This is a genomic window from Quadrisphaera sp. GCM10027208 (genome assembly GCF_042658805.1).
Lineage (GTDB): Bacteria > Actinomycetota > Actinomycetes > Actinomycetales > SCSIO-59966 > SCSIO-59966.
Genome location: NZ_JBHSRC010000005.1, coordinates 40,708 through 64,839 on the forward strand (window position 1 = coordinate 40,708; position 24,132 = coordinate 64,839).

At 74.2% G+C, this 24,132-nt stretch carries 21 protein-coding genes; 12 read left to right on the plus strand and 9 right to left on the minus strand.

The genetic code is table 11. From position 1 onward, the window contains the following. The first annotated feature begins 5 nt into the window (after positions 1 to 5). Entirely contained in the window at positions 6 to 1,043 is a 1,038-nt protein-coding gene (locus ACFP6A_RS09540; protein ID WP_379603283.1) for a TIGR03617 family F420-dependent LLM class oxidoreductase, read from the plus strand. Continuing rightward, complete coding sequence (locus ACFP6A_RS09545) at positions 1,040 to 1,915, plus strand: thioesterase family protein (protein ID WP_379603284.1); 876 nt, start codon at positions 1,040 to 1,042, stop codon at positions 1,913 to 1,915. The genes ACFP6A_RS09540 and ACFP6A_RS09545 overlap by 4 nt, the downstream gene beginning before the upstream one ends. Here ACFP6A_RS09545 and ACFP6A_RS09550 read toward each other — a convergent pair. After that, positions 1,893 to 2,318, minus strand: coding sequence for an OsmC family protein (locus ACFP6A_RS09550; protein WP_379603285.1), 426 nt, complete (start codon positions 2,316 to 2,318; stop codon positions 1,893 to 1,895). The two genes, ACFP6A_RS09545 and ACFP6A_RS09550, sit on opposite strands and share 23 nt — an antisense overlap. A 69-nt stretch (positions 2,319 to 2,387) precedes the next feature. Between ACFP6A_RS09550 and ACFP6A_RS09555 the strand changes: the two genes are divergently transcribed. Beyond that, complete coding sequence (locus ACFP6A_RS09555; RefSeq protein ID WP_379603286.1) at positions 2,388 to 5,210, plus strand: DNA translocase FtsK; 2,823 nt, start codon at positions 2,388 to 2,390, stop codon at positions 5,208 to 5,210. Between the two features lie 391 nt (positions 5,211 to 5,601). Here ACFP6A_RS09555 and ACFP6A_RS09560 read toward each other — a convergent pair whose 3' ends face one another. Continuing rightward, entirely contained in the window at positions 5,602 to 6,738 is a 1,137-nt protein-coding gene (locus ACFP6A_RS09560) for a cation:proton antiporter (RefSeq protein ID WP_379603287.1), read from the minus strand. Positions 6,739 to 6,748: 10 nt separating this feature from the next. Continuing rightward, on the minus strand, positions 6,749 to 7,234 hold the full coding sequence (locus ACFP6A_RS09565) for a cation:proton antiporter regulatory subunit (RefSeq protein ID WP_379603490.1): 486 nt from the start codon (positions 7,232 to 7,234) through the stop codon (positions 6,749 to 6,751). 43 nt (positions 7,235 to 7,277) lie between these two features. Here ACFP6A_RS09565 and ACFP6A_RS09570 point away from each other — a divergent pair, with 43 nt between their 5' ends. The 6 genes from ACFP6A_RS09570 to ACFP6A_RS09595 all read left to right on the plus strand — a co-directional run bounded on the left by ACFP6A_RS09570 (position 7,278) and on the right by ACFP6A_RS09595 (position 12,617). After that, positions 7,278 to 7,700, plus strand: a complete 423-nt coding sequence (locus ACFP6A_RS09570; protein ID WP_379603288.1) for an SPW repeat protein — start codon at positions 7,278 to 7,280, stop codon at positions 7,698 to 7,700. 66 nt (positions 7,701 to 7,766) lie between these two features. Continuing rightward, positions 7,767 to 9,197, plus strand: coding sequence for a 30S ribosomal protein S12 methylthiotransferase RimO (rimO, locus tag ACFP6A_RS09575; protein ID WP_379603289.1), 1,431 nt, complete (start codon positions 7,767 to 7,769; stop codon positions 9,195 to 9,197). After that, positions 9,194 to 9,835, plus strand: coding sequence for a CDP-diacylglycerol--glycerol-3-phosphate 3-phosphatidyltransferase (pgsA, locus tag ACFP6A_RS09580; RefSeq protein ID WP_379603290.1), 642 nt, complete (start codon positions 9,194 to 9,196; stop codon positions 9,833 to 9,835). Before rimO ends, pgsA begins: the two co-directional genes overlap by 4 nt. Positions 9,836 to 9,840: 5 nt before the next feature. Continuing rightward, a complete protein-coding gene (locus ACFP6A_RS09585; protein ID WP_379603291.1) occupies positions 9,841 to 10,311 on the plus strand; it encodes a CinA family protein in 471 nt (156 codons plus the stop codon). Positions 10,312 to 10,523: 212 nt separating this feature from the next. Next, complete coding sequence (locus tag ACFP6A_RS09590; RefSeq protein WP_379603292.1) at positions 10,524 to 12,101, plus strand: S8 family peptidase; 1,578 nt, start codon at positions 10,524 to 10,526, stop codon at positions 12,099 to 12,101. A 183-nt stretch (positions 12,102 to 12,284) separates the two neighbouring features. After that, positions 12,285 to 12,617, plus strand: a complete 333-nt coding sequence (locus ACFP6A_RS09595; protein WP_379603293.1) for a helix-turn-helix domain-containing protein — start codon at positions 12,285 to 12,287, stop codon at positions 12,615 to 12,617. A 39-nt stretch (positions 12,618 to 12,656) separates the two neighbouring features. On the opposite strand, the gene ACFP6A_RS09600 is transcribed toward ACFP6A_RS09595, so the two are convergent. Next, positions 12,657 to 13,484: a DNA-formamidopyrimidine glycosylase family protein gene (locus ACFP6A_RS09600; protein ID WP_379603491.1), complete on the minus strand. Its 828-nt coding sequence runs from the start codon at positions 13,482 to 13,484 to the stop codon at positions 12,657 to 12,659. 127 nt (positions 13,485 to 13,611) lie between these two features. Here ACFP6A_RS09600 and ACFP6A_RS09605 point away from each other — a divergent pair, with 127 nt between their 5' ends. Further along, positions 13,612 to 14,628, plus strand: coding sequence for a class I fructose-bisphosphate aldolase (locus ACFP6A_RS09605; RefSeq protein WP_379603294.1), 1,017 nt, complete (start codon positions 13,612 to 13,614; stop codon positions 14,626 to 14,628). A gap of 61 nt (positions 14,629 to 14,689) precedes the next feature. Here ACFP6A_RS09605 and ACFP6A_RS09610 read toward each other — a convergent pair whose 3' ends face one another. Beyond that, positions 14,690 to 19,297 (minus strand): ATP-dependent helicase, encoded by a 4,608-nt coding sequence (locus tag ACFP6A_RS09610; RefSeq protein WP_379603295.1) that lies wholly within the window; start codon positions 19,295 to 19,297, stop codon positions 14,690 to 14,692. Positions 19,298 to 19,376: 79 nt separating this feature from the next. On the opposite strand from ACFP6A_RS09610, the gene ACFP6A_RS09615 reads away from it, so the two are divergent. Both ACFP6A_RS09615 and ACFP6A_RS09620 read left to right on the plus strand, forming a co-directional pair. Further along, entirely contained in the window at positions 19,377 to 19,601 is a 225-nt protein-coding gene (locus ACFP6A_RS09615; RefSeq protein ID WP_379603296.1) for a DUF3046 domain-containing protein, read from the plus strand. Beyond that, positions 19,598 to 20,866 (plus strand): MFS transporter, encoded by a 1,269-nt coding sequence (locus ACFP6A_RS09620; RefSeq protein ID WP_379603297.1) that lies wholly within the window; start codon positions 19,598 to 19,600, stop codon positions 20,864 to 20,866. The genes ACFP6A_RS09615 and ACFP6A_RS09620 overlap by 4 nt, the downstream gene beginning before the upstream one ends. Positions 20,867 to 20,880: 14 nt before the next feature. On the opposite strand, the gene ehuA is transcribed toward ACFP6A_RS09620, so the two are convergent. From ehuA to ehuB, 4 genes are read right to left on the minus strand one after another with little or no spacing between them, the layout of a single operon-like run. After that, on the minus strand, positions 20,881 to 21,663 hold the full coding sequence (gene ehuA, locus ACFP6A_RS09625) for an ectoine/hydroxyectoine ABC transporter ATP-binding protein EhuA (protein WP_379603298.1): 783 nt from the start codon (positions 21,661 to 21,663) through the stop codon (positions 20,881 to 20,883). Further along, positions 21,650 to 22,300, minus strand: a complete 651-nt coding sequence (ehuD, locus tag ACFP6A_RS09630) for an ectoine/hydroxyectoine ABC transporter permease subunit EhuD (protein ID WP_379603299.1) — start codon at positions 22,298 to 22,300, stop codon at positions 21,650 to 21,652. Before ehuD ends, ehuA begins: the two co-directional genes overlap by 14 nt. Then, complete coding sequence (ehuC, locus tag ACFP6A_RS09635; RefSeq protein ID WP_379603300.1) at positions 22,300 to 23,025, minus strand: ectoine/hydroxyectoine ABC transporter permease subunit EhuC; 726 nt, start codon at positions 23,023 to 23,025, stop codon at positions 22,300 to 22,302. The genes ehuD and ehuC overlap by 1 nt, the downstream gene beginning before the upstream one ends. Before the next feature lie 12 nt (positions 23,026 to 23,037). Beyond that, positions 23,038 to 23,940: an ectoine/hydroxyectoine ABC transporter substrate-binding protein EhuB gene (ehuB, locus tag ACFP6A_RS09640; protein ID WP_379603301.1), complete on the minus strand. Its 903-nt coding sequence runs from the start codon at positions 23,938 to 23,940 to the stop codon at positions 23,038 to 23,040. Positions 23,941 to 24,132 lie beyond the last annotated feature (192 nt).

A 24,132-nucleotide genomic window follows, 5' to 3' on the forward strand; every position in this document is an offset into this window, starting at 1 on the left:
GCGGTATGAAGACCGGTATGAAGATGGACGCCGGACTGCCGCCGACCGCTCCCGTCGACGTCCGCCACTACGCGGGCCTGGCCGAGCAGGCCGGCTACGACGCGCTGTGGACCAGCGAGGTCCGGCACGACCCGCTGCTGCAGCTCACCCTCGCCGCCACGGTCACCGACCGGATCCGCCTCGGCACCGCCATCGCCGTGGCGTTCGCCCGCAACCCGATGACCCTCGCGGTCAGCGCCAACGACGTGCACGCCGTCTCCGGCGGGAGGCTGCTGCTCGGCCTGGGCTCCCAGGTCAAGCCGCACATCAGCCGCCGGTTCTCCATGCCGTGGTCGCAGCCGGCCGCCCGGATGCGGGAGTTCATCTGCGCCCTGCACGCCATCTGGGACTCGTGGAACCAGGGGACCCGGCTGCGTTTCGAGGGCGACTTCTACACCCACACCCTCATGTCGCCGTTCTTCAACCCTGGCCCTAACGAGTACGGGTCCCCACCGGTCTACCTCGCCGGCGTCGGCGACCGGATGACCGAGGTGGCCGGCGAGGTCGCCGACGGGTTCATCGTCCACGGGTTCACCACCGAGCGGTACCTGCGGGAGGTCACCCTGCCCGCCCTGCGCCGCGGCCGGGAGCGCTCGGGCCGGTCGATGGACGGCTTCGAGGTCAGCGGTGCGCCGTTCGTCGCCACCGGGCGCACCGAGGAGGAGCTCGCCGCCGCCCGGGACGCCGTCCGCGGCCAGATCGCCTTCTACGCGTCGACCCCCGCGTACCGGCCGGTGCTCGACCTGCACGGCTGGACCGACCTCGGAGATCAGCTGCACACCCTGTCGCTGCAGAACCGGTGGCAGGAGATGGGCGCGCTGATCGACGACGACGTGCTCGACGCGTTCGCCGTCGTCGGCGAGCCCGAGTCGGTGGGTGCCGAGCTCGTCCGCCGCTACGGCGACCTGATGACCCGGGCCGGCCTGTACACCCCGTACGAGCTCGACCCCCAGGTCGCGGTCGCCATCGCGGCCGACGTGCGCGCCGCCGCTGACGCGTCGTGACCGGGACGTACCGCTTCGACGCGGCGACCGCCGTCACGGCGACCGGCGTCCCTGGCCGGTGGCGCTGCGCGGTGGACCCCGAGTGGACCATCGGCGGGCGCCCCAACGGCGGCTACCTGCTCGCGCTGGCGACCCGCGCCGCGCTCGCCGAGGTCGACGCGCGCGGCGGGGAGCACCTCGACCCGCTCGCCGTCAGCGGCGCCTACCTCGCCGTCGCCCCGGCCGGTCCCCTCGACGTCGACGTCGAGGTGCTGCGCACCGGGCGGGGGACCAGCGTCCTGCGGGCGACCGTGCACGCACCGCAGGACGACGAGGCCTACGTCGCGGTCACCCTCACCTGCGGGACCCTGCCCGCTGCTGGTCGCGGCCACCGGCACGACGCCGTCCCGCCGGTCGCCCTGCCGCCGCTGGAGCGGTGCGTCCGGCTGCCCGCCGGCACCAAGGACTACGAGGCGCCGCTGCTCGGGCAGGTCGCCGAGCACGTCGACCCCGACTGCCTCGGCTGGGTCACCGGTCCGCCGTCCGGGCGGGGCGAGCTGCGCGGCTACCTGACCTTCGACGACGGCCGGCCGCCGGACGCGCTGGCACTCCTGCTCGCTGCCGACGCGCTGCCGCCGGCCACCTTCGATCTCGGCCTGACCGGGTGGGTGCCGACCCTGCAGCTCTCCGTCTGGCTGCGTGCCCACCCGGCACCCGGCCCGCTCGCCGTCCGGCAGCGGGTACGGGTCGTCGACGACGGGTCGGCGTCCGGCGGCCGCTCGGCGACCGTCGACGAGACCTGCGACGTGTGGGACTCCACCGGTGCTCTCGTCGCGACCGGTCACCAGCTCGCGTCGCTGCGGCTGGGGCTCAGTCCTCGACCCGCACCGTGACCGGGGTGCCACGCTCGATCGTCCGGCTCACCGTGCAGGTCCGGTCGTGGGACGCCGCGACCGCCCGCGACAGGATCTCTCGGGCCGCGTCGCCGTCCGCCCCGGCCGGGAACCGCAGCGAGAACGTCAGCTCGATGTTCTCCAGCTGGCTGCCGCCGTCCGCGCGGACCTTGTCCGCCGAGCAGCGCACCTCGAACCGCTCGGGCTCGGCCCGCCGCCCGGTGACGACGTCGACGTCGACCGCCGAGCAGCCGGCGATCGCCGCGAGCAGCAGCTCGACCGGGGTGAAGCCGGCGCCGGCGTGGCTGCCGAACACCAGCTCGCCGCCACGGTCGTTACGGGCCCGGTAGACGCCGGTCTCAACCCGTTCAAGGGACACGGACCGTCGGGTGTCGTCGCTCATGGCGCGAACTCTCCCAGACCCGGCGTGTGAGGCGTGTGATGGGTGGGACGACGCACTAGCCTCGTCTCAATGGCGACCCGTGGCTCCACCGCGAACAGGTCGGGCTCCCCGCGCGGCTCCGGCGCGCGCAGCCCCGGCCGTGCTCCCGCGCGGGGTGGCTCCGGCTGGGGTGGACCCGCCGGGGGTGCGTCCCGGTCCCGCGGCAGCAGCCCGGCCCGCGGCCCGCGGCAGCGCGCGCCACTGCCGGTGCGCGTCGCCCGCGGCGCCTGGATGGGCACCGCCCACCTCGTCGGCGGCACCGCGCGCCGGATCGGGGACGGCGCCCGCGACCTGGACCCGGCCCACCGCCGGGACGGGATCGGCCTCGCCCTCATCGGCCTGGCCATCGTCGTCGCCGCCCGGGAGTGGTGGGGCCTGCCCGGCACGTTCGGGGACGCCGTGCACGCCGTCGTCGCCGGCACGCTCGGCCGGGTCGGGCTCGTCGTCCCGCTGCTGCTGCTGGGCTTCGGCGTCCGGCTGCTGCGCCACCCCGACCGCGCCGGGGCCACCAACCGGATCGGGATCGGGCTCACCGCGCTCGCCGTCGCCACCGCCGGGCTCGTGCACGTGGCCGCCGGGGTGCCCACCCCCCCGGACGGCGCGGAGGCGATGCGCGAGGCCGGCGGCATCATCGGCTACCTCGCCTCGAGCCCCCTCGTCGCCGCGCTCACCGCCTGGGTCACCGTGCCGCTGCTCCTCCTGCTGGGCTTCTTCGGCCTGCTCGTGGTCACCGCGACCCCGGTGCACGCCATCCCGGAGCGGCTCACCGGCCTGTACCACCGGCTCACCAGGCGCCCGGCTGATGCGGACGCCGACGGTCGGCCCGACCGTGCCGGTGCCCGCCCCGTGGCCGGAGAGCCGGACCGGCCGGGTCTGCGCCGAGGCCGCGGCGCTCGACGTCGGGTCGGCAGCATGCGCCGGGACGACGACACTCGGGTCGGCGACGAGGCGTTCGAGCAGGCGGCGGACGTCGCCCCCGCCCGCCGCGGGGGACTGCTGCCCGGGCAGAAGCGCCCCGCTGCCGCCGGCACCGGCTCCGGCCCGTCCTCGGCGGCCCCGGCTGCTTCCCCGGCCCCCGGCGGAACCGGCCCGGCGTCCGGCACCGGCCCGGCGTCCGGCACCGGCCCGGCGTCCGGCACCGGCCCGGCGTCCGGGACCGGCTCGGCGTCCGGTGAGCCCCCGGCCGCTGCCCCGGCGTCCGACCGGGCAGCAGCGGAGTCCCCGCCGACGACACCGCTGCCGCAGCGCGTCGAGCAGCTCGCCCTGGCCGGTGACGTCACCTACACGCTGCCGCCCAACGAGATCCTGGCCCCCGGCACCCCGCACAAGGCCCGTAGCGCGGCGAACGACCGGGTCGTCGAGGCGCTCACCCAGGTCCTCGACAGCTTCGGCATCGACGCGCAGGTCACCGGGTTCTCCCGCGGCCCGACCGTCACCCGCTACGAGGTCGAGCTCGGCACGGGTGTCAAGGTCGAACGGGTCACCGCGCTGAGCCGGAACATCGCCTACGCGGTGGCCTCCGCCGACGTCCGGATCCTGTCCCCGATCCCTGGGAAGTCGGCGATCGGCATCGAGATCCCCAACGCCGACCGGGAGACGGTCAGCCTCGGCGACGTCCTGCGCAGCCAGGCCGCGCGGCGCAACGAGCACCCGATGGTCATCGGTGTCGGTAAGGACGTCGAGGGCGGCTACGTCGTGGCGAACCTCGCGAAGATGCCGCACCTGCTCGTCGCCGGGGCCACCGGCGCGGGCAAGTCGAGCTTCGTCAACTCCATGATCGTGTCGGTCCTCATGCGGTCCACCCCCGACGAGGTCCGGATGGTGCTCGTGGACCCCAAGCGGGTGGAGCTCACCGCCTACGAGGGGATCCCGCACCTCATCACGCCGATCATCACGAGCCCGAAGAAGGCCGCCGAGGCGCTGCAGTGGGTCGTCCGCGAGATGGAGGTCCGCTACGACGACCTGGCCACGTTCGGGTTCAAGCACGTCGACGACTTCAACAAGGCGGTGCGCTCCGGCAAGATCCAGCCACTGCCCGGCAGTGAGCGCAAGCTGGCGCCGTACCCGTACCTGCTCGTCATCGTCGACGAGCTCGCCGACCTCATGATGGTCGCCCCGCGCGACGTGGAGGACTCGATCGTCCGGATCACCCAGCTGGCCCGGGCCGCCGGGATCCACCTCGTCCTGGCCACCCAGCGACCGAGCGTGGACGTCGTCACCGGTCTGATCAAGGCGAACGTCCCCTCCCGGATGGCGTTCGCGACGTCCTCGCTGGCCGACTCCCGGGTCGTGCTCGACCAGCCCGGTGCCGAGAAGCTCGTCGGTCAGGGCGACGCCCTGTTCCTGCCGATGGGCGCGAGCAAGCCGATGCGCGTGCAGGGCGCGTGGGTCACCGAGTCCGAGGTGCACCAGGTCGTCGCCCACGTGAAGACCCAGCTGCAGCCCAGCTACCGGGACGACGTCGTCCCCACCGTGGAGAAGAAGCAGGTCGACGAGGAGATCGGCGACGACCTCGACCTGCTCCTGCAGGCCGCCGAGCTCGTCGTCACCACCCAGTTCGGGTCGACGTCCATGCTGCAGCGCAAGCTGCGGGTCGGGTTCGCCAAGGCCGGCCGGCTGATGGACCTGCTGGAGTCCCGCGGCGTCGTCGGCCCCTCGGAGGGCTCCAAGGCCCGCGACGTGCTCGTCAAGGCCGACGACCTGCCGCAGACCCTGGCGTTCATCCGCGGCGACGACCCCCCGCCGGCGGCGTCCGGGGACCAGGCGTACGACCAGGCCGTCGACGTCGTCGACGTCGCCGACCCGGACGACGGTCCGGCCGAGGACGCCTGGGAGCTCACCGGGCGCGAGTGAGAGCGAGGCCCGGCACTCCGCCCCACCCCGCGCGCTCTACCCCTGCTCGTGATCATGCAATCCCGCCACCCTCACACGGCCCCCTCCGCGCCGTGACTCCCACCCGTGATCATGCAATCCCGCCACCCTGCAGGGCCCCCTCCGCGCCGTGATCATGCAATCCCGCCACCCTGCAGGGCAGCGTCTGATGCTCCATGCCCTGGGCCCCGCTCCTCGCAGAATGCTGGATTCAGCAGAGCATTGCCGGCGTGTCGCGCCAGCAACCCAGCATTCTGCGAGCTGGACGGCGGCAGGTGGGGTGGCGGGATTGCATGACCACCGAGGGGGGTGGGGTGGCGGGATTGCATGATCACCGAGGGGGGTGGGGTGGTCGCGTCGGATCGTCCAGGGCTCAGGCCGAGCGGTCGACGACCCGAGCGAGCACTGGGCCGACGACCGCGAGCACCAGCACGTAGCCGGTGGCGACCGGCCCGACGTCGTCCAGGCCGGCCGCGACTGCCAGCCCGGCGATGACGATGGAGAACTCGCCGCGGGCGACCAGGGCCGCGCCGGCGCGCAGCCGGCCCGCCGCGCCCACGCCGTCCCGGCGGGCCGCGTACCAGCCGGTGGCCAGCTTGGTCACCAGCGACACCGCCGCCAGGGCCAGCACCACGGGCAGCACCGGCAGCACCGCCCGTGGGTCGGTGGCCAGGCCGAACGCCACGAAGAACGTGGCTGCGAACAGGTCGCGCAGAGGGGAGAGCAGCGTCCGGGCCCGGTCCGCCATCGACGCGGGGATCGCGATCCCGACGAGGAAGGCGCCGACCGCGGCCGAGGCCCCCAGCGTCTGCGCCACCCCGGCCACGAGCAAGGTCAGCCCGAACAGCCGCAGCAGCACCTGCTCGTCGTCCGTGTGGGTGAGGAACCGCCCGAGCCGGTGACCGTGACGGTGCGCCGCAACGAGCACGACGAGCACGGCGCCGACCGCCAGGACGGCGCCGCCGACGGCCTGCACCGGCCCGCCACCGGCCAGCGCCACCGCGAGCAGCGGGAGGAACAGCGCCATCGCGACGTCCTCGAGCACGAGCACGGACAGCACCGCGGGCGTCTCCCGGTTCGCCAGGCGTCCCAGGTCGCCCAGCAGCCGCGCGACGATGCCCGACGAGGAGATCCACGTCACGCCGGCCAGCGCCAGCGCCCCCTGCCACGGCAGGCCGAGGAGCAGGCCGGCGACCAGCCCCGGCGGGGCGTTGAGAGCGAGGTCCACCAGCCCGGACGGCGTGTGCCGCCGCAGGCTCGCGACGAGCTCGGTGGCGGTGAACTCCAGTCCCAGGGTGAGCAGGAGCAGCACCACCCCGATCTCCGAGGCCACCTCGACGAACGGTTCCGCCGACTCCAGCGGGACGATCCCGCCCTCGCCGAAGGCGAGGCCGGCCAGCAGCACGAACGGGATCGGGGACAGCCCCAGCCGTCGGGCGAGCAGACCGAGCACCGACAGCCCGAGGAACAGGCCGCCGAGCTCGAGCAGCAACGCCGCGACGTCCCCCACCGGCGGCACCTCAGGCGTCGCCGGCGAGCAGCGCCCCCAGCTGCTCGAGTCCCTGCTCCGATCCGATCACGACGAGGACGTCGCCGGTGCGCAGCACGTCACCGGGCCCCGGGGAGGTGACGACGTCCGCGCCACGCACGATCGCCACGATCGAGCAACCCGTCCGGGTGCGGGCCTGGGTGTCGCCCAGCGGGCGGTCCACGAACGGGCTGCCGGGCCGGATCGCGAAGCGGCCCGACCGCAGTCCCGGGACCTCGCGGGACAGGTCGGCGAACCGCTCGGTCAGCCGGGGTGCGCCGAGGATGTCGGCGACGGCCTCCGCCTCGTCCCGGTCGAGCTGGAAGACGCCCTTGGCCCGGTCGGGATCCTTCGCGTCGTAGACGACGATCTCGACCGGGCCCTCCCGCTGGACGACGATGCCGAGCACCAGCCCCGACCGCGTCGTGAGCTCGTACCGGATGCCGACCCCTGGCAGCAGCGTCTCCACCAGATCCACGGTGGTCATCCTGCCAGCACCGGGCATTCCCAGGCCCCGCTCGGTGTTCTACCAGTTGACGCCGGTCGACAAGGCGTCGACCGCGACGTCGTGCGCGGAGGTGCAGGAGATGAACCTCAAGAGTCGGTGGCAGGACTGGGTAGCCCTGGTGGCCGGTCTGTACGCCGTGTTGTCGCCGATCTGGACGACGACCGAGGCCTCTGCTACCTGGACGATGGTCGGCCTGGGCGCCTTGCTGGCACTCGCAGCGGCCTGGTCCGTCGTCCGACCGGACGCAGTGGTGTCCGAGTGGACCCACGTGGCGCTCGGTGCGCTGCTCGTTCTCTCCCCCTGGGTGATGGGCTTCGCCAACCTGACCGGGCTGTCGTGGACAGCGTGGGTCACCGGCGCCGTCGCCGTCGTGATGGGGCTGTGGGCGCTGCCGGAGAGCCGCAGCGAGCACGTGAGGCAGGTGACGGCGCACTGACAGACGAACTGGCACACGAACTGACAGACGCACGGGCAGGTGAGTTGACGCCGTAGTCTGTGGGGTGTGGCTGCCGCGACCGAGACGTCTCGTTCCGCGGCCCTGGTGACCCTCGGGTGCGTCCGCAACGAGGTGGACTCCGAGGAGCTGGCCGGTCGGCTGGCACAGGCCGGGTGGCGCCTCGCGGCGGACCCCGCCGCCGCGGACGTCGTGGTGGTCAACACCTGCGGTTTCGTCGAGCAGGCGAAGAAGGACTCTGTCGACGCGCTGCTCGAGGCCGCCGGGCTCAAGGACGACGGCGCGAGTCGGACTCGCGCCGTCGTCGCTGTCGGGTGCCTGGCCGAGCGGTACGGCACCCAGCTGGCCGACGCGCTCCCCGAGGCGGACGCCGTCCTCGGCTTCGACTCCTACGCCGGGCTCTCCGACCACCTGGCCGCCGTCCTGCGCGGTGAGCGTCCGGCGTCCCACACCCCTGCGGACCGGCGGCGGCTGCTGCCGGTCGCCCCGGCCGAGCGGCAGGCCGGGCGGGCGGTGGCCGGTGACCTCCCGGACGGGGTCGCACCCGCGTCCGGGCCGCGCGTCGTCCGGCGCCGGCTGGACGGGCGGCCGTGGGCGCCGCTGAAGCTCGCCACCGGCTGCGACCGGAGGTGCTCGTTCTGCGCGATCCCGGCGTTCCGGGGGGCGTTCGTGTCCCGGCGTCCGGCCGAGGTCCTCGACGAGGCGCGCTGGCTGGCCGGTCAGGGGGTCCGCGAGGTCTACCTGGTCAGCGAGAACTCGACCTCCTACGGCAAGGACCTCGGCGACGTCCGGCTGCTGGAGGCGCTGCTGCCCGAGCTCGCCGCCGTCGAGGGGCTGGAGCGGGTGCGGGTCTCCTACCTGCAGCCCGCCGAGGTGCGCCCCGGGCTGCTGGACGCGATGACCTCCGTGCCCGGCGTCGTCCCGTACTTCGACCTGTCCTTCCAGCACTCCTCGCCGACGGTGCTGCGGCGGATGCGCAGGTTCGGCGGCACGCAGGAGTTCCTCGGCCTGCTGGACGACGTGCGTCGCCGGGCACCGGAGGCGGGGGTGCGCTCGAACGTGATCGTCGGCTTCCCGGGGGAGAGCGAGGAGGACCTCGCCGAGCTCGAGCGATTCCTGGTCGCAGCCCGTCTCGACGTCGTGGGCGTGTTCGGCTACTCCGACGAGGAGGGCACGGAGGCCGCCGGTCTCGACGGCAAGCTCGACGAGGCCGAGATCGCCGCCCGGGTGGACCACGTCTCCCGGCTGGTCGAGGAGCTCACCGCACAGCGGGCGGAGGAGCGGGTGGGCTCGCTGGTCGAGGTGCTCGTCGAGGAGGTCGAGGACGGCGAGCCGGTCGGCCGGGCGGCGCACCAGGGACCCGACGTGGACGGCGTGACCCGGCTGACCGGGCCGGTGCCGGTGGGCGACCTCGTCACCGCGCGCGTCGTCGGCAGCGAGGGCGTGGACCTGCTCGCCGAACCGGGAGCCGGCGCGTGACCGCCGACCACGACCACCTCGCGGACGCCGCCACGGCGCCCAGCGCGTGGAACCTGCCGAACGCCCTGACCGTCGTCCGGATCGCCCTGGTGCCCTTGTTCGTCTGGCTGCTCGCGTACGACGGGGGCGACCAGACGGGGTGGCGACTCGGCGCCTGGGCCGCGTTCTCCGTCGCGATCCTCACCGACCGGGTGGACGGCGAGCTGGCGCGGCGGCGCAACCTCGTCACCGACTTCGGCAAGGTGGCCGACCCCATCGCCGACAAGGCGCTCATCGGCGCGGCGCTGGTCACGCTGTCCGTGCTCGGTGAGCTGCCCTGGTGGGTCACGGTCGTGATCCTGGCCCGGGAGCTGGGGATCACTGCCCTGCGCTTCGTGGTCATCCGGCACGGCGTGATGCCGGCCTCCAGCGGCGGGAAGATCAAGACCGTGCTGCAGGCCACGGCGATCGGGCTCTACCTGCTGCCCCTGCAGGAGTGGTTCGGTACCTGGGCCACCACGGTGGCGTGGTGGGTGATGCTCGCGGCCGTCGCGGTCACCGTGGCCACCGGGGTGGCGTACGTCTACGCGGCGCTGCACCTGCGGCGGCACAGCGCCCGGACGGCGAGGAAGAAGGCCCAACGCCAGAGCGGGACGTGACCGCGGTGACCGAGCCGGCGGACGTCGTCGCCGCCTGCCGGGCCGCCGGTCTCACCGTCGCGGTGGCCGAGTCGCTCACCGCCGGCCTGGTGGCCGCCCGGCTGGCCGACGTCCCTGGCGCCTCGGACGTGCTGCGCGGCGGGGTGGTCGCCTACGCCAGCGACCTCAAGGCCTCCCTGCTCGGCGTGGACGCCGGGCTGCTGCGCCGCGCCGGCGCCGTCGACCCGCAGGTGGCCACGCAGATGGCCCGCGGGGTGCGGGAGCGGCTCGACGCCGACATCGGCGTCGCCACCACCGGCGTCGCCGGACCCGACCCCGCTGACGGCCGGCCGCCCGGTACGGTCTACGTCGCCGTCGCCACCGACCGCACCTCCCAGGTGCTCGGCGAGCACCTGCCCGGCGACCGTGCCGCCGTCCGTGCAGCCACGGTCGACCTCGCTCTCACGCTCCTCCTCACCACCGCCACCCGCCCGTAACTGCGCGATCTCTGGAGACTTTCCCGGGTCTCGACGCGGGTCGAGACCCCGGAAGGCCTCCAGAGATCGGACGGCAGTGGGTTGCGGTGGGTGCGTATAGCACTACGCAGCGTGAAACTCCAGTCTGGTGGAGTTGTCCGGATTGCTCCTAAGGTCCGCCTGGCCGGTGGCGGAGGGTCCGCCGGGGGGCCGGCACCTACCAGGAGGTCCATGTGAGAAGCACAGTGCGGGTCCGGGCGGTCATCGCCGCCGTCGGGCTCGCGGCGCTGCTCGGCGCGCCGGTCGCTGCCGCCACCGCGGCACCGTCGGCGGCGCCGGACGAGCCACCGGGCGTCTCCCAGTCCCAGCGTCAGGCACCGGTCAAAGCCGCGCCCTCTGCTCGGGCGGTCCCCGGCCAGTACATCGTCGTCCTCGACGACGACGTCAGCCCCTCCGGAGTCCGGGCCGCCGCCGACCGGGCCCGCGGGCACGGCGCGACGGTGCAGCGCGAGTACCGGTCCGCGATCAAGGGCTACGCGGCGCGGATGACCCCCGCCCAGCTCGCCAGGGTGCAGGACGACCCGCAGGTGGCCTACGTCGAGGTGGACCAGGTGGTGCAGGCCAGCACGACGCAGAACGACGCCACCTGGGGCCTGGACCGGATCGACCAGCGCAACCTGCCGCTCAACGGCACGTACACGTACACGCCGACCGGCGCCGGCGTGAAGGCGTACGTCATCGACACCGGTGTGCGCGCCGGGCACGCGGACTTCGGCGGCCGGGTGACCTCCGGCTACAGCGCCGTCAACGACGGCCGGGGCACCGACGACTGCAACGGGCACGGCACGCACGTGGCCGGCACCGTCGGGGGCTCGACCTACGGCGTGGCCAAGGGCGTCACGATCGTCCCCGTCCGGGTGCTGGACTGCCAGGGCAGCGGCACGAACTCCGGTGTCATCGCCGGCGTCGACTGGGTCACGGCGAACCGGTCCGGCCCGTCGGTGGCGAACATGAGCCTCGGCGGTGGTGCGTCGACCGCGCTGGACGACGCCGTCAACCGGTCGATCTCGGCCGGCGTCACGTACGTGGTCGCCGCCGGCAACGACAACCAGAACGCCTGCAACAGCTCCCCGGCCCGGGTGCCGAACGCGGTGACCGTGGGCGCCACCACGAGCAGCGACGCCCGCGCGAGCTTCTCGAACTACGGCAGCTGTCTCGACGTGTTCGCCCCCGGCAGCTCGATCACCTCCGCCTGGCACACCTCGAACACCGCGACGAACACCATCAGCGGGACGTCGATGGCCAGCCCGCACGTCGCCGGCGTGGCCGCCCTCTACCTGCAGGGCAGCACCGGCGCGAGCCCCGCCACCGTGACCGACGCGATCACCAGCACCGCCACGACGGGGGTGCTCACCGGGATCGGCTCCGGCTCGCCGAACCGGCTGGTGTACTCGCCGCTGACCGGGTCCGGGGGCGGCGGCACGCCCGCGCCGTCCGGGTGCGACGCCACCACGGCCACCTACACCGGCACGCTGTCCGGCAGGGGCGACTACGACATCCAGCCGAACGGCACCTACTACTCCTCGGGGACCTCCGGCACCCACGTCGGCTGCCTCACCGGCCCGTCCAGCGCCGACTTCGACCTGTACCTGTACAAGTGGAACGGCTCGCGCTGGGTGGTCGTCGCCCGCAGCGAGTCGGTGACGTCGACGGAGACGATCAGCTACTCGGGCACCGCCGGCTCGTACTACTGGGAGGTGTACTCCTACTCCGGCTCGGGCTCCTACACCCTGGAGACGGCCCGGCCGTAGCCACCTGCGCAGTCGGCAGTTCCTGTGCGGCTCAGCTCCCGGAACACCGTTGGTGCTCCGGGAGTTGAGCCGTACGTGGTACCGAACCGTGCTCACCCAGCGGACCGCGCGCTCACCGTCCCCCCGTCGGGGTACCGTGGTGCCGATCCGGCAGGCAAGAAGCCCGGGGAGGGGAGGCGTGTCGTGGTCCTGCTCCGTCGCGAGATCGGCGACGTCCTCCGCGACGCTCGCCAGCGCCAGGGTCGCACCCTGCGCGAGGTGTCGTCCGCCGCGCGTGTCTCCCTCGGCTACCTCTCGGAGGTCGAGCGCGGGCAGAAGGAGGCCTCCTCGGAGCTGCTGTCCTCGATCTGCGGCGCCCTCGACGTCCCCATGTCGATCGTGCTGCGTGAGGTGACCGAGCGGGTGGCCCTCAGCGAGGGCACCGACCTGCAGCCGCTGTCCGTACCGGACACGGTCCCGGTCGACCTGGCGGACGGGATGGCCTCCGGTGGTCTCGTCGGAGCCGGCGTCCCCTGAGCCCGGCAGTCCCTGAGCCCCGGCAGCCTGTGAGCCCGGCTACTCGACGGGACCGCCCGGCAGCGGTCCGTGCTGGCAGTGCGGGCAGTAGAACGCGACCCGCTCCTGCGGCGCTGCACCGAGCGGCGCCACCCGCACCGTCGTCCCGCACCGGCGGCACGGCCGCCCTGCCCGCGCGTGCACGTACTGCCGCCTGCCCGGCCGGCTGTCCCCGGTCGTGGTCTGGAGCGCCGACCGGGCGCTGAGCGCGATCATGTCGCGGACCCGGTCGACCACCACCCGCGGGTCGGCCAGCGAGCCGACCGGCGTCCACGGGGTGACGCCGAGCACGAACAGCACCTCGGCCATGAAGAACGTCCCCACGCCGGCCAGCACCCGCTGGTCCAGCAGCGCCTCCCCGACCGGGCGCCCCGGGTCGGCGGCCAGGTTCTCCGCCGCGGTCACCGCGTCCCAGGTCGGACCGAGGACGTCGGGGCCCAGGTGGCCGACGAGCGTCTCCTCCTCGGCGGTCGCCACCAGGTCCAGCATGCCGAGGTCGTGGCCGACCGCCGTCCACTCCCGGTTCGCCAGCACGGCCCGGACGCCGGACGCCGGCCCGCCCGCCGCCCGTCCCTGCCCGGTGCGGTGGACGTGCCACGAGCCGTCCATCCGCAGGTGGCTGTGCAGCGTCACCGCGGGTGCGCCCGGGGCCGCCGCGATCCGCACCAGGACGTGCTTGCCGGTGCTGGCCACCGCGTCGACCCGGCGCCCGGTCAGGTTCACCGTGGCCAGCGAGGGCCAGCGCAGGTCGACGCGCACCAGCTCGCGCCCGGCCAGCGCCTGGTCGAGGCGCCGCGCGGTGCGCCAGACGACGTCCGCCTCGGGCATCCTCACCTCACCCCTCCGGTGTGCTGGGCGGCCCGTGCCGGGCGGCCCCTCCTGCGGGCTGGCCCCGCCGAAACCCGGTGACCATCGTCCCTGGACCCCCGCCGCCGGCGCGGCGCAGGGTGGGGGCATGGACATCTCGCAGCTGGAGCACGTCGCCCGGGCCATGGTCGCTCCGGGCAAGGGCATTCTCGCGGCGGACGAGTCGAGCCCGACGATCGCCAAGCGGTTCGCGGCGGTCTCGGTCGCGTCGACCGAGGAGAACCGCCGCGCCTACCGGGAGCTGCTCTTCACCACCCCCGGCCTGGGCGAGCACATCGGCGGGGTCATCCTCTTCGACGAGACCCTGCGGCAGCAGACCTCGGACGGCGTCCCGATGGCCACCGTCATCGAGCGCGCCGGGATCGTCCCCGGGATTAAGGTGGACAAGGGGGCCAAGGCGCTCGCCGGGTTCCCCGGTGAGCGGGTCACCGAGGGCCTGGACGGCCTGCGGGACCGGTTCGCCGAGTACGTCGAGATGGGCGCCCGGTTCGCCAAGTGGCGGGCGGTGATCGACGTCTCGCCCGACGTCCCCACGCCGTTCGGCGTCCACGCCAACGCCCACGCGCTGGCCCGCTACGCGGCGCTGGCCCAGGAGGCGGGGCTGGTACCGGTCGTCGAGCCGGAGGTGCTGATGGACGGCGACCACTCGATCGAGCGGTGCGCGGAGGTCACCGAGGAGGTGCTGGCTGCCGTGTTCAGCCAGCTGCACGCCCACCGGGTGGTCCTCGAGGGCATGGTCCTGAAGCCCAACATGGTCATCTCCGGGCTGCAGGCCGAGCACCGGGCCGGACCCCAGGAGGTCGCCGAGGCGACGCTGCGGGTCATGCTGCGGCACGTGCCGGCGGCTGTCCCCGGCATCGCGTTCCTGTCCGGCGGGCAGACCGAGCCCGAGGCCACCCACCACCTGTCGCTGATGAACCGGATCGGCGGTGCGCCCTGGGAGCTGAGCTTCAGCTACGGCCGCGCGCTGCAGCAGACCGCACTGCGCACCTGGGCCGGTCGGCCGGAGAACGTCGCGGCCGCCCAGCAGGCGCTACTGCGGCGAGCCCGGCTCAACGGGCTCGCGCGCTCGGGCCGGTACGACCCGGCGGACGAGGCCGCCTGACGGCGAGCGCTCCACCCAGGGGCCGAGTGCCTCGAGCCTCTGGCGCAGGGCCGAGCCGGGGTCAGGCCCGCAGCCGCAGCCCCCGAGGGGTGGCGTGGAACCCGGCGGCCTCCAGCGCGCCCGCCAGCGGGTGGCCCCCGGTGAGCACGCCCTCACCGTCGGTGCGCTGGACGGTGAGCCGGCCTAGCGCGCCGTCCCGGACGGCGCGGGCGAGGCCGTCCGCGGCGGCCCGCAGCTCGCCCGGCTCCTCGCTCCAGGTGAGCAGGGAGCGGCCGCCGCGCTCGACGTACAGGACCAGCCGGCCGTCGACGAGGACGACGAGCGCGCCGGCCTTGCGGCCCGGCTTGTGCCCGGTGCTCAGCGACTGCTCGCGCTCGGGCCACCCCAGCGCCGCGCCGTAGGGGTTGGCCGGGTCCGCCGCTGCCAGGACGACGGCACCCGCCGCCAGGACGACGGCACCCGCTGCCGGGTCGGCACTCGCCACCGCGTCGGTGTCTGCCCCGGCCCGCAACCGGTCCACCGCCCCGGCGGTGGCGAACTGGGCCGCGCCGAGACCCTCGACGAAGTAGCCGCGCCGGACCCGGCCCGCCTCCTCCATCGCGGCCAGCACCCGGTACACCCCGGCGAACCCGCCGGCGATCCGCTCCGCGGCCACGGCGCCGCGGGTCAGCACCCCGTGCCGGTCGAGCAGCACCTCGGCGGTCGCGTGCGCCCGCGACGTCGCGTCACCGGACACGGCGGGCAGCGCCGACCAGCGGCCCGCGGCCGACGGTGGGCCCTGCCGGCTCGGCAGGGCCGGACGCCGCCCGTACCGGGCCCGCGGCGCGGGCCGCCGGCCCGGGTGCGCCGTGCGGCCCCCGGACAGCCGGGCCCGCAGCGGCGCGAGGGTGTCGTTGGTCAGGTACCCGGCCCACAGCAGGTCCCACAGCACCTCGGTGAGCGCCGCGTCGTCCGTGGACCCCACCGCGTCGGACAGCCCCCGGAAGAAGTAGGCACCGCCCCCGGCGAGGGCGTCGAGCACCGCCCGGTGCGCCGGACCCGGCTCGAAGGCGTCGTCGGGCCCGGGCAGGGTGAGCGCCGCCGTCTCGGCCAGGTGCAGCGACACCCACCCGTCGTGCCCGGGCAGCGCGCCGTGCCCGCACCACAGCACCTCCCCGGCGGCGGTCAGCTCGTCGAGCATCGCGGGGGAGTACCCCTGCACCCGCGACGGCAGGACCAGCGTCTCCAGGGCGCTGGCCGGCAGCACCGCCCCCGCGAGCTGCTCGGCGACCCGCAGCACGCCGTCCACCCCCCGCAGCCCGCGGCTGGTCGACCCGACGCCCTGCCAGGCGGGCAGGAACCGGGCCAGTGCCCGCGGCGGCACCGGCTCGACCTCGGCCCGCAACGCCGCCAGTGACCGGCGTCGCAGCACCCGCAGCACCTCGGCGTCGCACCAGTCCGGCGCGCCCGGGTGCTCGTCCAGGGCGCGCCGGGACTCCGGCGGCAGCAGCTCCCCGGAGACCACCCGGCCGGCCCGCTCCAACCTGGCCAGCGCGTCGGTCACGACGGCGACGCCGACACCGAGCCGCGCCGCGACCGCGGCCGCGGTGAACGGCACGTGGGTGCGCGCGTAGCGGGCCACCAGGTCCGCGACCGGGTCGGCGACCGGCGCGGTGAACGCCTCCGGGACCCCCACCGGCAGGGGGACGCCGAGCGCGTCCCGCAGCCGCCCGGCGTCCTCGACCGCCGCCCACCGGTCCTGGCCCGCGACCCGGACCTGGATCACCCGGCGGGTGGCCGCCAGCCCGGTGAGCCAGCGCACGACGTCCGCGCCCTCGACCGACCGGTCGGCCACCTCCTGCGTGCTGAGCGGACCGAGCACCCGCAGCAGGTCGGCGACGTCCTCGGCGTCCCGGGCCCGGCGCTCGGGGGCCAGCCGCTGGAGCTCGGCGTGGGTGCGGTCGACCGCCGCCGGGTCCAGCAGGTCCGCCAGCGCCGCTCCCTCGCCGCGGCCGAGCAGCTCGGCGAGCAGGGACGGGTCGAGCGCCAGCGCCGCGGCCCGCCGCTCGGCCAGCGGGGAGTCGCCCTCGTAGAGGAACTGCGCGACGTAGCCGAACAGCAGGGACCGGGCGAACGGCGAGGGCTGGTCGGTCGTCACCTCCACCACCCGGACCCGGCGCGCGGCGAGGTCGCGCATGAGCGCGACCAGACCGGGGACGTCGAAGACGTCCTGGAGCACCTCGCGCACCGCCTCCAGCACGATCGGGAACGACGGGTAGCGGCTGGCGACCTCGAGCAGCTGCGCGGCCCGCTGCCGCTGCTGCCACAGCGGCTGACGGCGGTCGGGGCGCCGGCGTGGCAGCAGCAGGGCCCGGGCGGCGCACTCACGGAACCTGGCCGCGAACAGGGCCGACCCGCCGAGCTGGTCGGTGACGAGCTGCTCGACCTCCTCGGGCGCCAGCAGCAGGCAGTCCACGACGTCGGGCGCCGAGCCGTCCTCCAGGTCGAGGTCGGGCAGGCGCAGCACGATCCCGTCGTCGGCGGGCATCGCCTGCACGTCGACGCCGTGCCGCTCGCGCATCCGGGCCGCCACCGCCAGCGCCCACGGTCCGTGCACCTGCGCGCCGAGAGGGGAGTGGACCACGACCCGCCAGTCGCCCAGCTCGTCGCGGAACCGCTCCACCACGACGGTCCGGTCGTCCGGCACGTGCCCGGTCGCCCCGGCCTGCTCGGCGAGGTAGGCCAGCAGGTTGTCGGTGGCCCACTCGTCCAACCCGGCCGCGCCGACCCGCGCCCGCGCGGCCTCGCCGTCCAGGGACAGCACCTCCCGGACGAAGCCGCCGAGGGCCCGGCCGAGCTCGGCCGGCCGGCCGAGGGCGTCCCCGTGCCAGAACGGCAGCTTGCCCGGCTGGCCGGGTGCCGGGGTGACGAGCACCCGGTCGTGGGTGATGTCCTCGATCCGCCACGTGCTCGTGCCGAGGGTGAACACGTCCCCGACCCGTGACTCGTAGACCATCTCCTCGTCGAGCTCACCGACCCGCCGGCCCGGGCCCTCGCCGGTGGCCAGGAAGACCCCGTACAGCCCCCGGTCCGGGATCGTCCCGCCGCTGGTCACCGCGAGCCGCTGGGCGCCGGGACGCCCGGAGAGCACCCCGGCGACGCGGTCCCACACGATCCGGGGGCGCAGCTCGGCGAACTCGTCGCTCGGGTAGCGCCCCGACAGCATGTCGAGCACGGACTCCAGCACGCCGCGGGTGAGGCCGGCGAACGGCGCCGCCCGGCGCGTCGTCTCCAGCAGGTCGTCCACCGTCCAGTCGTCCATCGCCGTCATCGCCACCACGTGCTGGGCGAGCACGTCCAGCGGCGTCGTCGGCAGCCGCAGCGCCTCGATCTGGCCGGAGCGCATCCGCTCGACGACGACCGCGGTCTGCACGAGGTCGGCGCGGTACTTCGGGAACACCACCCCCCGGCTGACGGCACCGACCTGGTGACCGGCGCGCCCGACCCGCTGCAGGCCGCTGGCCACGCTCGGCGGGGACTCCACCTGGACGACGAGGTCCACGGCGCCCATGTCGATGCCGAGCTCGAGGCTCGAGGTGGCGACCACCGCCGGCAGCCGGCCGGACTTCAGGTCCTCCTCGATGAGCCTGCGCTGCTCCCTGGACACCGACCCGTGGTGGGCGCGGGCCAGCACCGCCGGCGGGTCGCGGTCCGGCTGCCCGTCGTCCCCCTGCCGCTCGGCCCACACCTCGTTGAGCCGGGCGGTGAGCCGCTCGGCCAACCGGCGGGAGTTGGCGAACACCAGGGTCGAGGAGTGCGCCGCGACGAGGTCGACCACCCGCTCCTCGACGTGCGGCCAGATCGACGTCCGCCGCTCCGGCCCGGCGGCCGGGCCGGTGAGGTCCTCGGTGACCTGGCCGAGCTCGCCCATGTCCGGGACCGGGACGACGACGTCCACCTCGATCCGCTTGTCCGCCGGGGGCTGGACGACGACCACCCGCCGTCCGCCGGCGCTCCCGTCACCGGGCGGGCGGGCGCCCCCGAGGAACCGGGCCACCTCCTCGACCGGACGCACTGTCGCGGACAGCCCGATCCGCTGCGCCGGGCGTGCCAGCCGCGCGTCCAACCGCTCCAGGGACAGCGCCAGGTGCGCGCCCCGCTTCGACCCGGCGAGTGCGTGCACCTCGTCGACGATCACCGTCTCCACCCCGGCGAGCACCTCACGCGCCCGGGAGGTGAGCAGCAGGAACAGCGACTCCGGGGTGGTGATCAGCACGTCCGGAGGGGTCCGGGTGAGGGCGCGGCGCTCGTCAGCGGGGGTGTCGCCGGAGCGCAGGGCGACCCGCACCTGCGGCACCTGCTGGCCCAGCCGGGCCGCCGCGTGCCGGATCCCCGTCAGCGGGGCTCGCAGGTTGCGCTCGACGTCGGTGGCCAGCGCCTTGAGCGGCGAGACGTACAGGACCCGGCAACGGTGCTCGCGGTCGGTGGGCGCCTCCGCGGTGAGGACCCGGTCCAGGGCCCACAGGAACGCCGACAGCGTCTTGCCCGAGCCCGTCGGGGCGACGACCAGCGCGTGGTCGCCGCCGGCGACCGCCGTCCAGGCGCCCTCCTGGGCCGGGGTGGGCGCCGCGAACGCCCCGCGGAACCACTCGCGGGTCGCCGGGGAGAACCGGTCCAGGACGTCGAGCACCCGCCGATTGTCGCCTCCGGCACCGACAGGGCGTGCCCCGATGCCCAGGTGGGGGGAGCCGCCGTGCGATCCTGCCGTGGTGCGGCACTCCGACTTCTGGCGGCTCATGGACGACGAGTTCGGGCCCGACTACGCCCGGACCCTGGCCGGGGACCAGGTGATCGCCGACCTCGGCGAGCGCACCGCCCGCCAGGCCCTCGAGGACGGCGTCCGCCCCCGGGACGTGTGGGCGGCCGTCTGCGAGCACATGCAGGTCCCTGCCGAGCGGCGGCTCGGGCGCGAGCCACGGGCCGCGCGCCGGTGAGCACCCAGGAGCGCTCGGCCGAGGCGGCACAGGCCCAGCTCGCCCCCGTGCAGACCCGCACGGTGCGGGTGCTCGTCACCAGCCAGGTCCTCGGCGGGGTCGGGGTGGCCAGCGGTATCGCCGTTGGCGGCCTGCTCGCCGAGCAGGTGTCCGGGTCGACGTCCCTGGCCGGGTTCGCCCAGACCTTCACCGTGCTCGGAGCCGCCCTGCTCGCGCTGCCGCTGGCCCGGGCAGCGGACCGGCTGGGACGCCGCGGGGCCCTCGCCCTGGGCTACGGCCTCGGCCTGCTCGGTGCCGCGCTCGCCGTCGTCGCCGGCGTGGTGTCCTCCTTCCCGCTGCTGCTCGTGGCCGCCGCCCTGTTCGGCGGCGGGACGGCGTCCAACCTGCAGGCCCGGTACGCCGCCACCGACGCGTCCTCCGCGGCCACCCGCGGGCGCGCCCTGTCCGTCGTCGTCTGGGCCACCACGATCGGCGCCGTCGCCGGCCCCAACCTGTCCGGCGTCGGCGGCCGGCTCGGCGTGTCGCTGGGCCTGCCGTCCCTCGTCGGCCCGTACCTGTTCTCGGTGGTCTCGTTCCTCACCGCGGCGCTCGCGGTCGGTCTGCTGCTGCGGCCCGACCCGTTGCACGCGGCGCGCGCGGCCCACCAGGCCCACGGCGTCGTGCCGCACCGGCCGCGTCCGAGCCTGCGGGAGACGCTGCGCACCGTGAACGCCGCTCCGCGGGCCCGGCTCGGGATGGCCGCCATCGCGGTCGGCCACGCGGTGATGGTCGGGGTGATGGTGATGACCCCGGTGCACCTGAACCACCACGGGGCCTCGCTGACCGTCGTCGGCGTCGTCATCAGCGTGCACGTCGCCGGGATGTACGCGCTGAGCCCGGTGATGGGCTGGCTGTCCGACCGGTTCGGGCGGGTGCAGACGATCGTCACCGGCCTGGCGGTCCTGGCCGTCTCCGTGGTGCTCGGTGCGCTCGCCTCCCCGCAGGACCACCTGGCGGTCGGGGTCTCGTTGTTCCTGCTCGGCCTCGGCTGGTCCGGCACCCTCGTCGGTGGGTCGACGCTGCTGTCCGAGTCGGTCCCGGACGCCGCCCGCACCGGTGTGCAGGGCGCCTCCGACCTCGTCATGGGGCTGGCAGGGGCCGCCGCGGGGGCCCTGGCCGGGCCCGTGCTCGCCACCGGCGGCTACCCGGTGCTGACCCTCGCTGCCGGGGCGCTGCTCGTCCCGGTGGCCGTGCTGGCCCTGCGCCGCACCGAAGCTCCGGCGTGAGCCCACCGGCACCGCTACAGCACTGCCTTGAGGAAGTCCTTGGTCCGCTGCTCCTGGGGGGAGGAGAACATCACGTCCGGCGGGGCGTCCTCGATGATCCGGCCCTGGTCGAACATCAGCACCCGGTGCGAGACCTCCTGGGCGAACTGCATCTCGTGGGTGACGATGAGCATCGTGATGTCGGTCGTCTGCGCGATGTTCCGCAGCACGTTGAGCACGTCGCCGACGAGCTCGGGGTCGAGGGCGGAGGTCACCTCGTCGAGCAGCAGGATCTCCGGGTCCATCGCCAGTGCGCGGGCGATCGCGACCCGCTGCTGCTGACCGCCGGACAGCCGGGTGGGGTGCTCGTCGGCCTTGTCCGCCAGCCCGACCAGGTCCAGCAGCTCCGTGCCGCGGGTCACGGCCTCCTCCTTGGACTGGCCCAGGACGTGGATGGGCGCCTCGACGATGTTCTCGATCACCGTCATGTTCGGGAACAGGTTGAACTGCTGGAACACCATCCCGATCCGCTGGGCGATCCTCGCCACGTCCTTCGGCTTGCGGCGGACGCGCCGTCCGTTGCGCTGCTCGTAGGTGAACGGCTCGCCGTCGATGTAGATGTAGCCGTCGGTCAGGTCCTCCAACGTCATCACGAGTCGCAGGATCGTCGTCTTGCCGGACCCGCTGGGCCCGATCAGGGTCACCCGTTCGCCCTTGTCGACCTGGAAGTTCAGGCCGTCGAGCACGGTGGTGCGACCGAACCTCTTGACGACGTCGTCGAACGTGATGACCGGAGTGCCGGTATCAGTAGCGGGCAAGACGTGCCTCCAGTTTTCGCAGGCCCACGGAGGTGGGGTAGCTGGCGGCCAGGAAGATGAGGCCTGCCAGCGTGAAGGCCTCGATGTACACGAAGGTGCGGGATCCGTACAGCTCGGCCCGAGCGACCATCTCGAGCACCGAGATCACGATGAGGAACGGTGTGTCCTTGAACATCGAGATCACCCACGTCCCGAGCGCGGGCAGCGTGGTGCGCAGCGCCTGCGGGATGACGACCCGCACCCAGGTGCGCCGCCGCGGCAGCGACAGCGCGGTCGCGGCCTCCCACTGGCCCTTCGGGACGGCGTCGATCCCGGAGCGGTACACCTCGGCCATGTACGTGGCGTAGTGCACCCCGAGGACGCCGATCCCGATCCACAGCGGCGGCCAGGTCGGGAACGTGTAGTAGACGAAGAGCAGCTGGATGACGATGGGCGTCATCCGGATGAACTCCATCACGGCGTGCACGGGCTTGGCGACCAGCGCCGGGGCCGACCGGCGCATGACGGCGACCACGAGCCCGAGGACGGCGGCGATCGCCGACCCCACCACGGTCGCCAGCAGCGTCACCTCGACGAAGGACTCGAGCAGCATCGGGAGCACCTCGGCGGCGCGCTCCCAGCTCCAGATGTCACCCATCACGTCACCTCGCCCGCGTGCGCGGCCGGGTCCCGTGGCCGGAAGACGTCCCGCAGCGGCGGACCGGTGCCGAGCCGGTTCTTCGCCCGGATCTCCAGCGCGTTGGCCAGCAGCACGATCAGGTAGGCGATGGCGAAGTACATCACCATCCCGACGCCGTAGGAGAAGAACGTGTCGTTGGTCCGCTGGCGCAGCTGCTCGGTGACGAACGTGATGTCGTGCATGAGGATGACGTAGGCAACCGCAGTGCCCTTGAGCAGCATCACCGCGAGGTTGCTCAGGGACGGGATCATGATCGCCCACGCCTGCGGCCAGATCACCTTCCTCATCCGCCGCACCGGCGACAGGCTGAGGGCCACCGCCGCCTCCCACTGGCCCTTGGGGACAGAGTTGATCGCCCCGCGCACCACCTCGGCGCCGTACGCGCCGTAGTTCAGGCCCAGGGCGAGGACGCCGGTGAACAGCGAGCTCAGGGTCAGCCCGAGCTGGGGCATGACGTAGAACAGCCAGAACAGCTGGACGAGCAGTGACGTGCCGCGGAAGAACTCGATGAGCACCCGGGCCGGGCCGCGCACCACCGTGCTGTGGTGGCGCGCGGCCAGGCCCAGGGCCACTGCGATGACGAATGCCAGCGTGGCACCGCCGACGGTCAGCTGCAGGGTGACGAGCAACCCGTCAGCCAACCTCGGCAGCATCGTCTCCAGTGCGGTGAGGTTGTCGCTCATGGTGTCGGGTGCCTACCCGATCTCGCCGGCGCAGAGCTCCTCGGTGGTGAACTCCCCGGTCGGCCGCTCCTCGGCGGTGAACCCCCACTCGCCGACGACGTCGAGGTAGGTCTCCTCGTCGCCGACGATGTCCGCGAGGTGCTCGTTGTAGGCGTCGCGCAGCTCCTCGTCCTCCTGGCGGAACACGGTGCCGCCGGCGCCGTACTGCTTGACGCCGTCGATCTCGGCGACGAACGAGTCGGTCACCTCGACGGCGTCCGTGCCGGAGTTCTCGACCATCCAGTTCAGCGAGATCCCGGTCAGGGCGAAGACGTCCGCACGACCGCTCGTCACGGCGTCCATGCCGTCCTGCGGGTCGCCGACCAGGACCGGCTCGATCCCGAGGTCGTTGGCGTAGTCGGCCTCGATCGCCCCGCGCATGGCGGCCATCGTGACGTCGGACTCGGCGATCGACTGCATGTTCGTCAGGCCGTGCGGGTTGCCGGCCTCGACGAGCAGGGCGGTCGTGTACTGGAACTCCGGGTCGGAGAACAGCGCCTGCTCGCACCGGTCCGGCAGGATCGACATGCCGGCGGCGACGATGTCGAAGCGGCCGGCGTTCAGCCCCTGGATGAGCTGGCCGAACTCGGCCTGCACACCCTCGATGTTGTCGATGCCCAGCTCGCCCCAGATGCGCTCCTGGAGCGCGACCGAGGCGCCCACCAGCTCGCCCTCGTCGTTCATGAAGCTGTACGGCGCCTCACCGGCGAAGCCGACGGTGATGGTGCCGGCCTCCTGCAGCTCGGCGAGACGGCCCTCGCCGCCCTCGGCGGTGCCGTTGCCGTCGCCGCCGTCTCCACAGGCGGCGAGCACCAGAGCCAGCGCTCCACCGGTCACTGCCATCACGCCGCGGCGGCGTGTTCGTGCGCTCATCATGGTCCCTTCGGTTTGAACGAGGCACGGCCTCCCGTCACGCGCGACCGACGCGCGCAGCCGGACGGATGTCGCCCCGAATGGTCATGGGCGGGTAAACCGTAGGCGGTGCTCGCGTGCCCGCCCAAGTCGGTGAGCCCGGGCAGCGGGACCCGTCCGGCGGGCTGCGGTCCGCGGCTGACCTGCGGTTTGGTG

Bases quoted from the DNA above. Each gene is read 5' to 3' on its own strand.
- ACFP6A_RS09540 (WP_379603283.1), top strand. From the start codon at position 6: ATGAAGACCGGTATGAAGATGGACGCCGGACTGCCGCCGACCGCTCCC.
- ACFP6A_RS09550 (WP_379603285.1), bottom strand. From the start codon at position 2,318: ATGAGCGACGACACCCGACGGTCCGTGTCCCTTGAACGGGTTGAGACC.
- ACFP6A_RS09555 (WP_379603286.1), top strand. From the start codon at position 2,388: ATGGCGACCCGTGGCTCCACCGCGAACAGGTCGGGCTCCCCGCGCGGC.
- ACFP6A_RS09600 (WP_379603491.1), bottom strand. From the start codon at position 13,484: ATGCCCGAGGCGGACGTCGTCTGGCGCACCGCGCGGCGCCTCGACCAG.
- ACFP6A_RS09605 (WP_379603294.1), top strand. From the start codon at position 13,612: ATGGACATCTCGCAGCTGGAGCACGTCGCCCGGGCCATGGTCGCTCCG.
- ehuD (WP_379603299.1), bottom strand. From the start codon at position 22,300: ATGGGTGACATCTGGAGCTGGGAGCGCGCCGCCGAGGTGCTCCCGATG.
- ehuC (WP_379603300.1), bottom strand. From the start codon at position 23,025: ATGAGCGACAACCTCACCGCACTGGAGACGATGCTGCCGAGGTTGGCT.
- ehuB (WP_379603301.1), bottom strand. From the start codon at position 23,940: ATGATGAGCGCACGAACACGCCGCCGCGGCGTGATGGCAGTGACCGGT.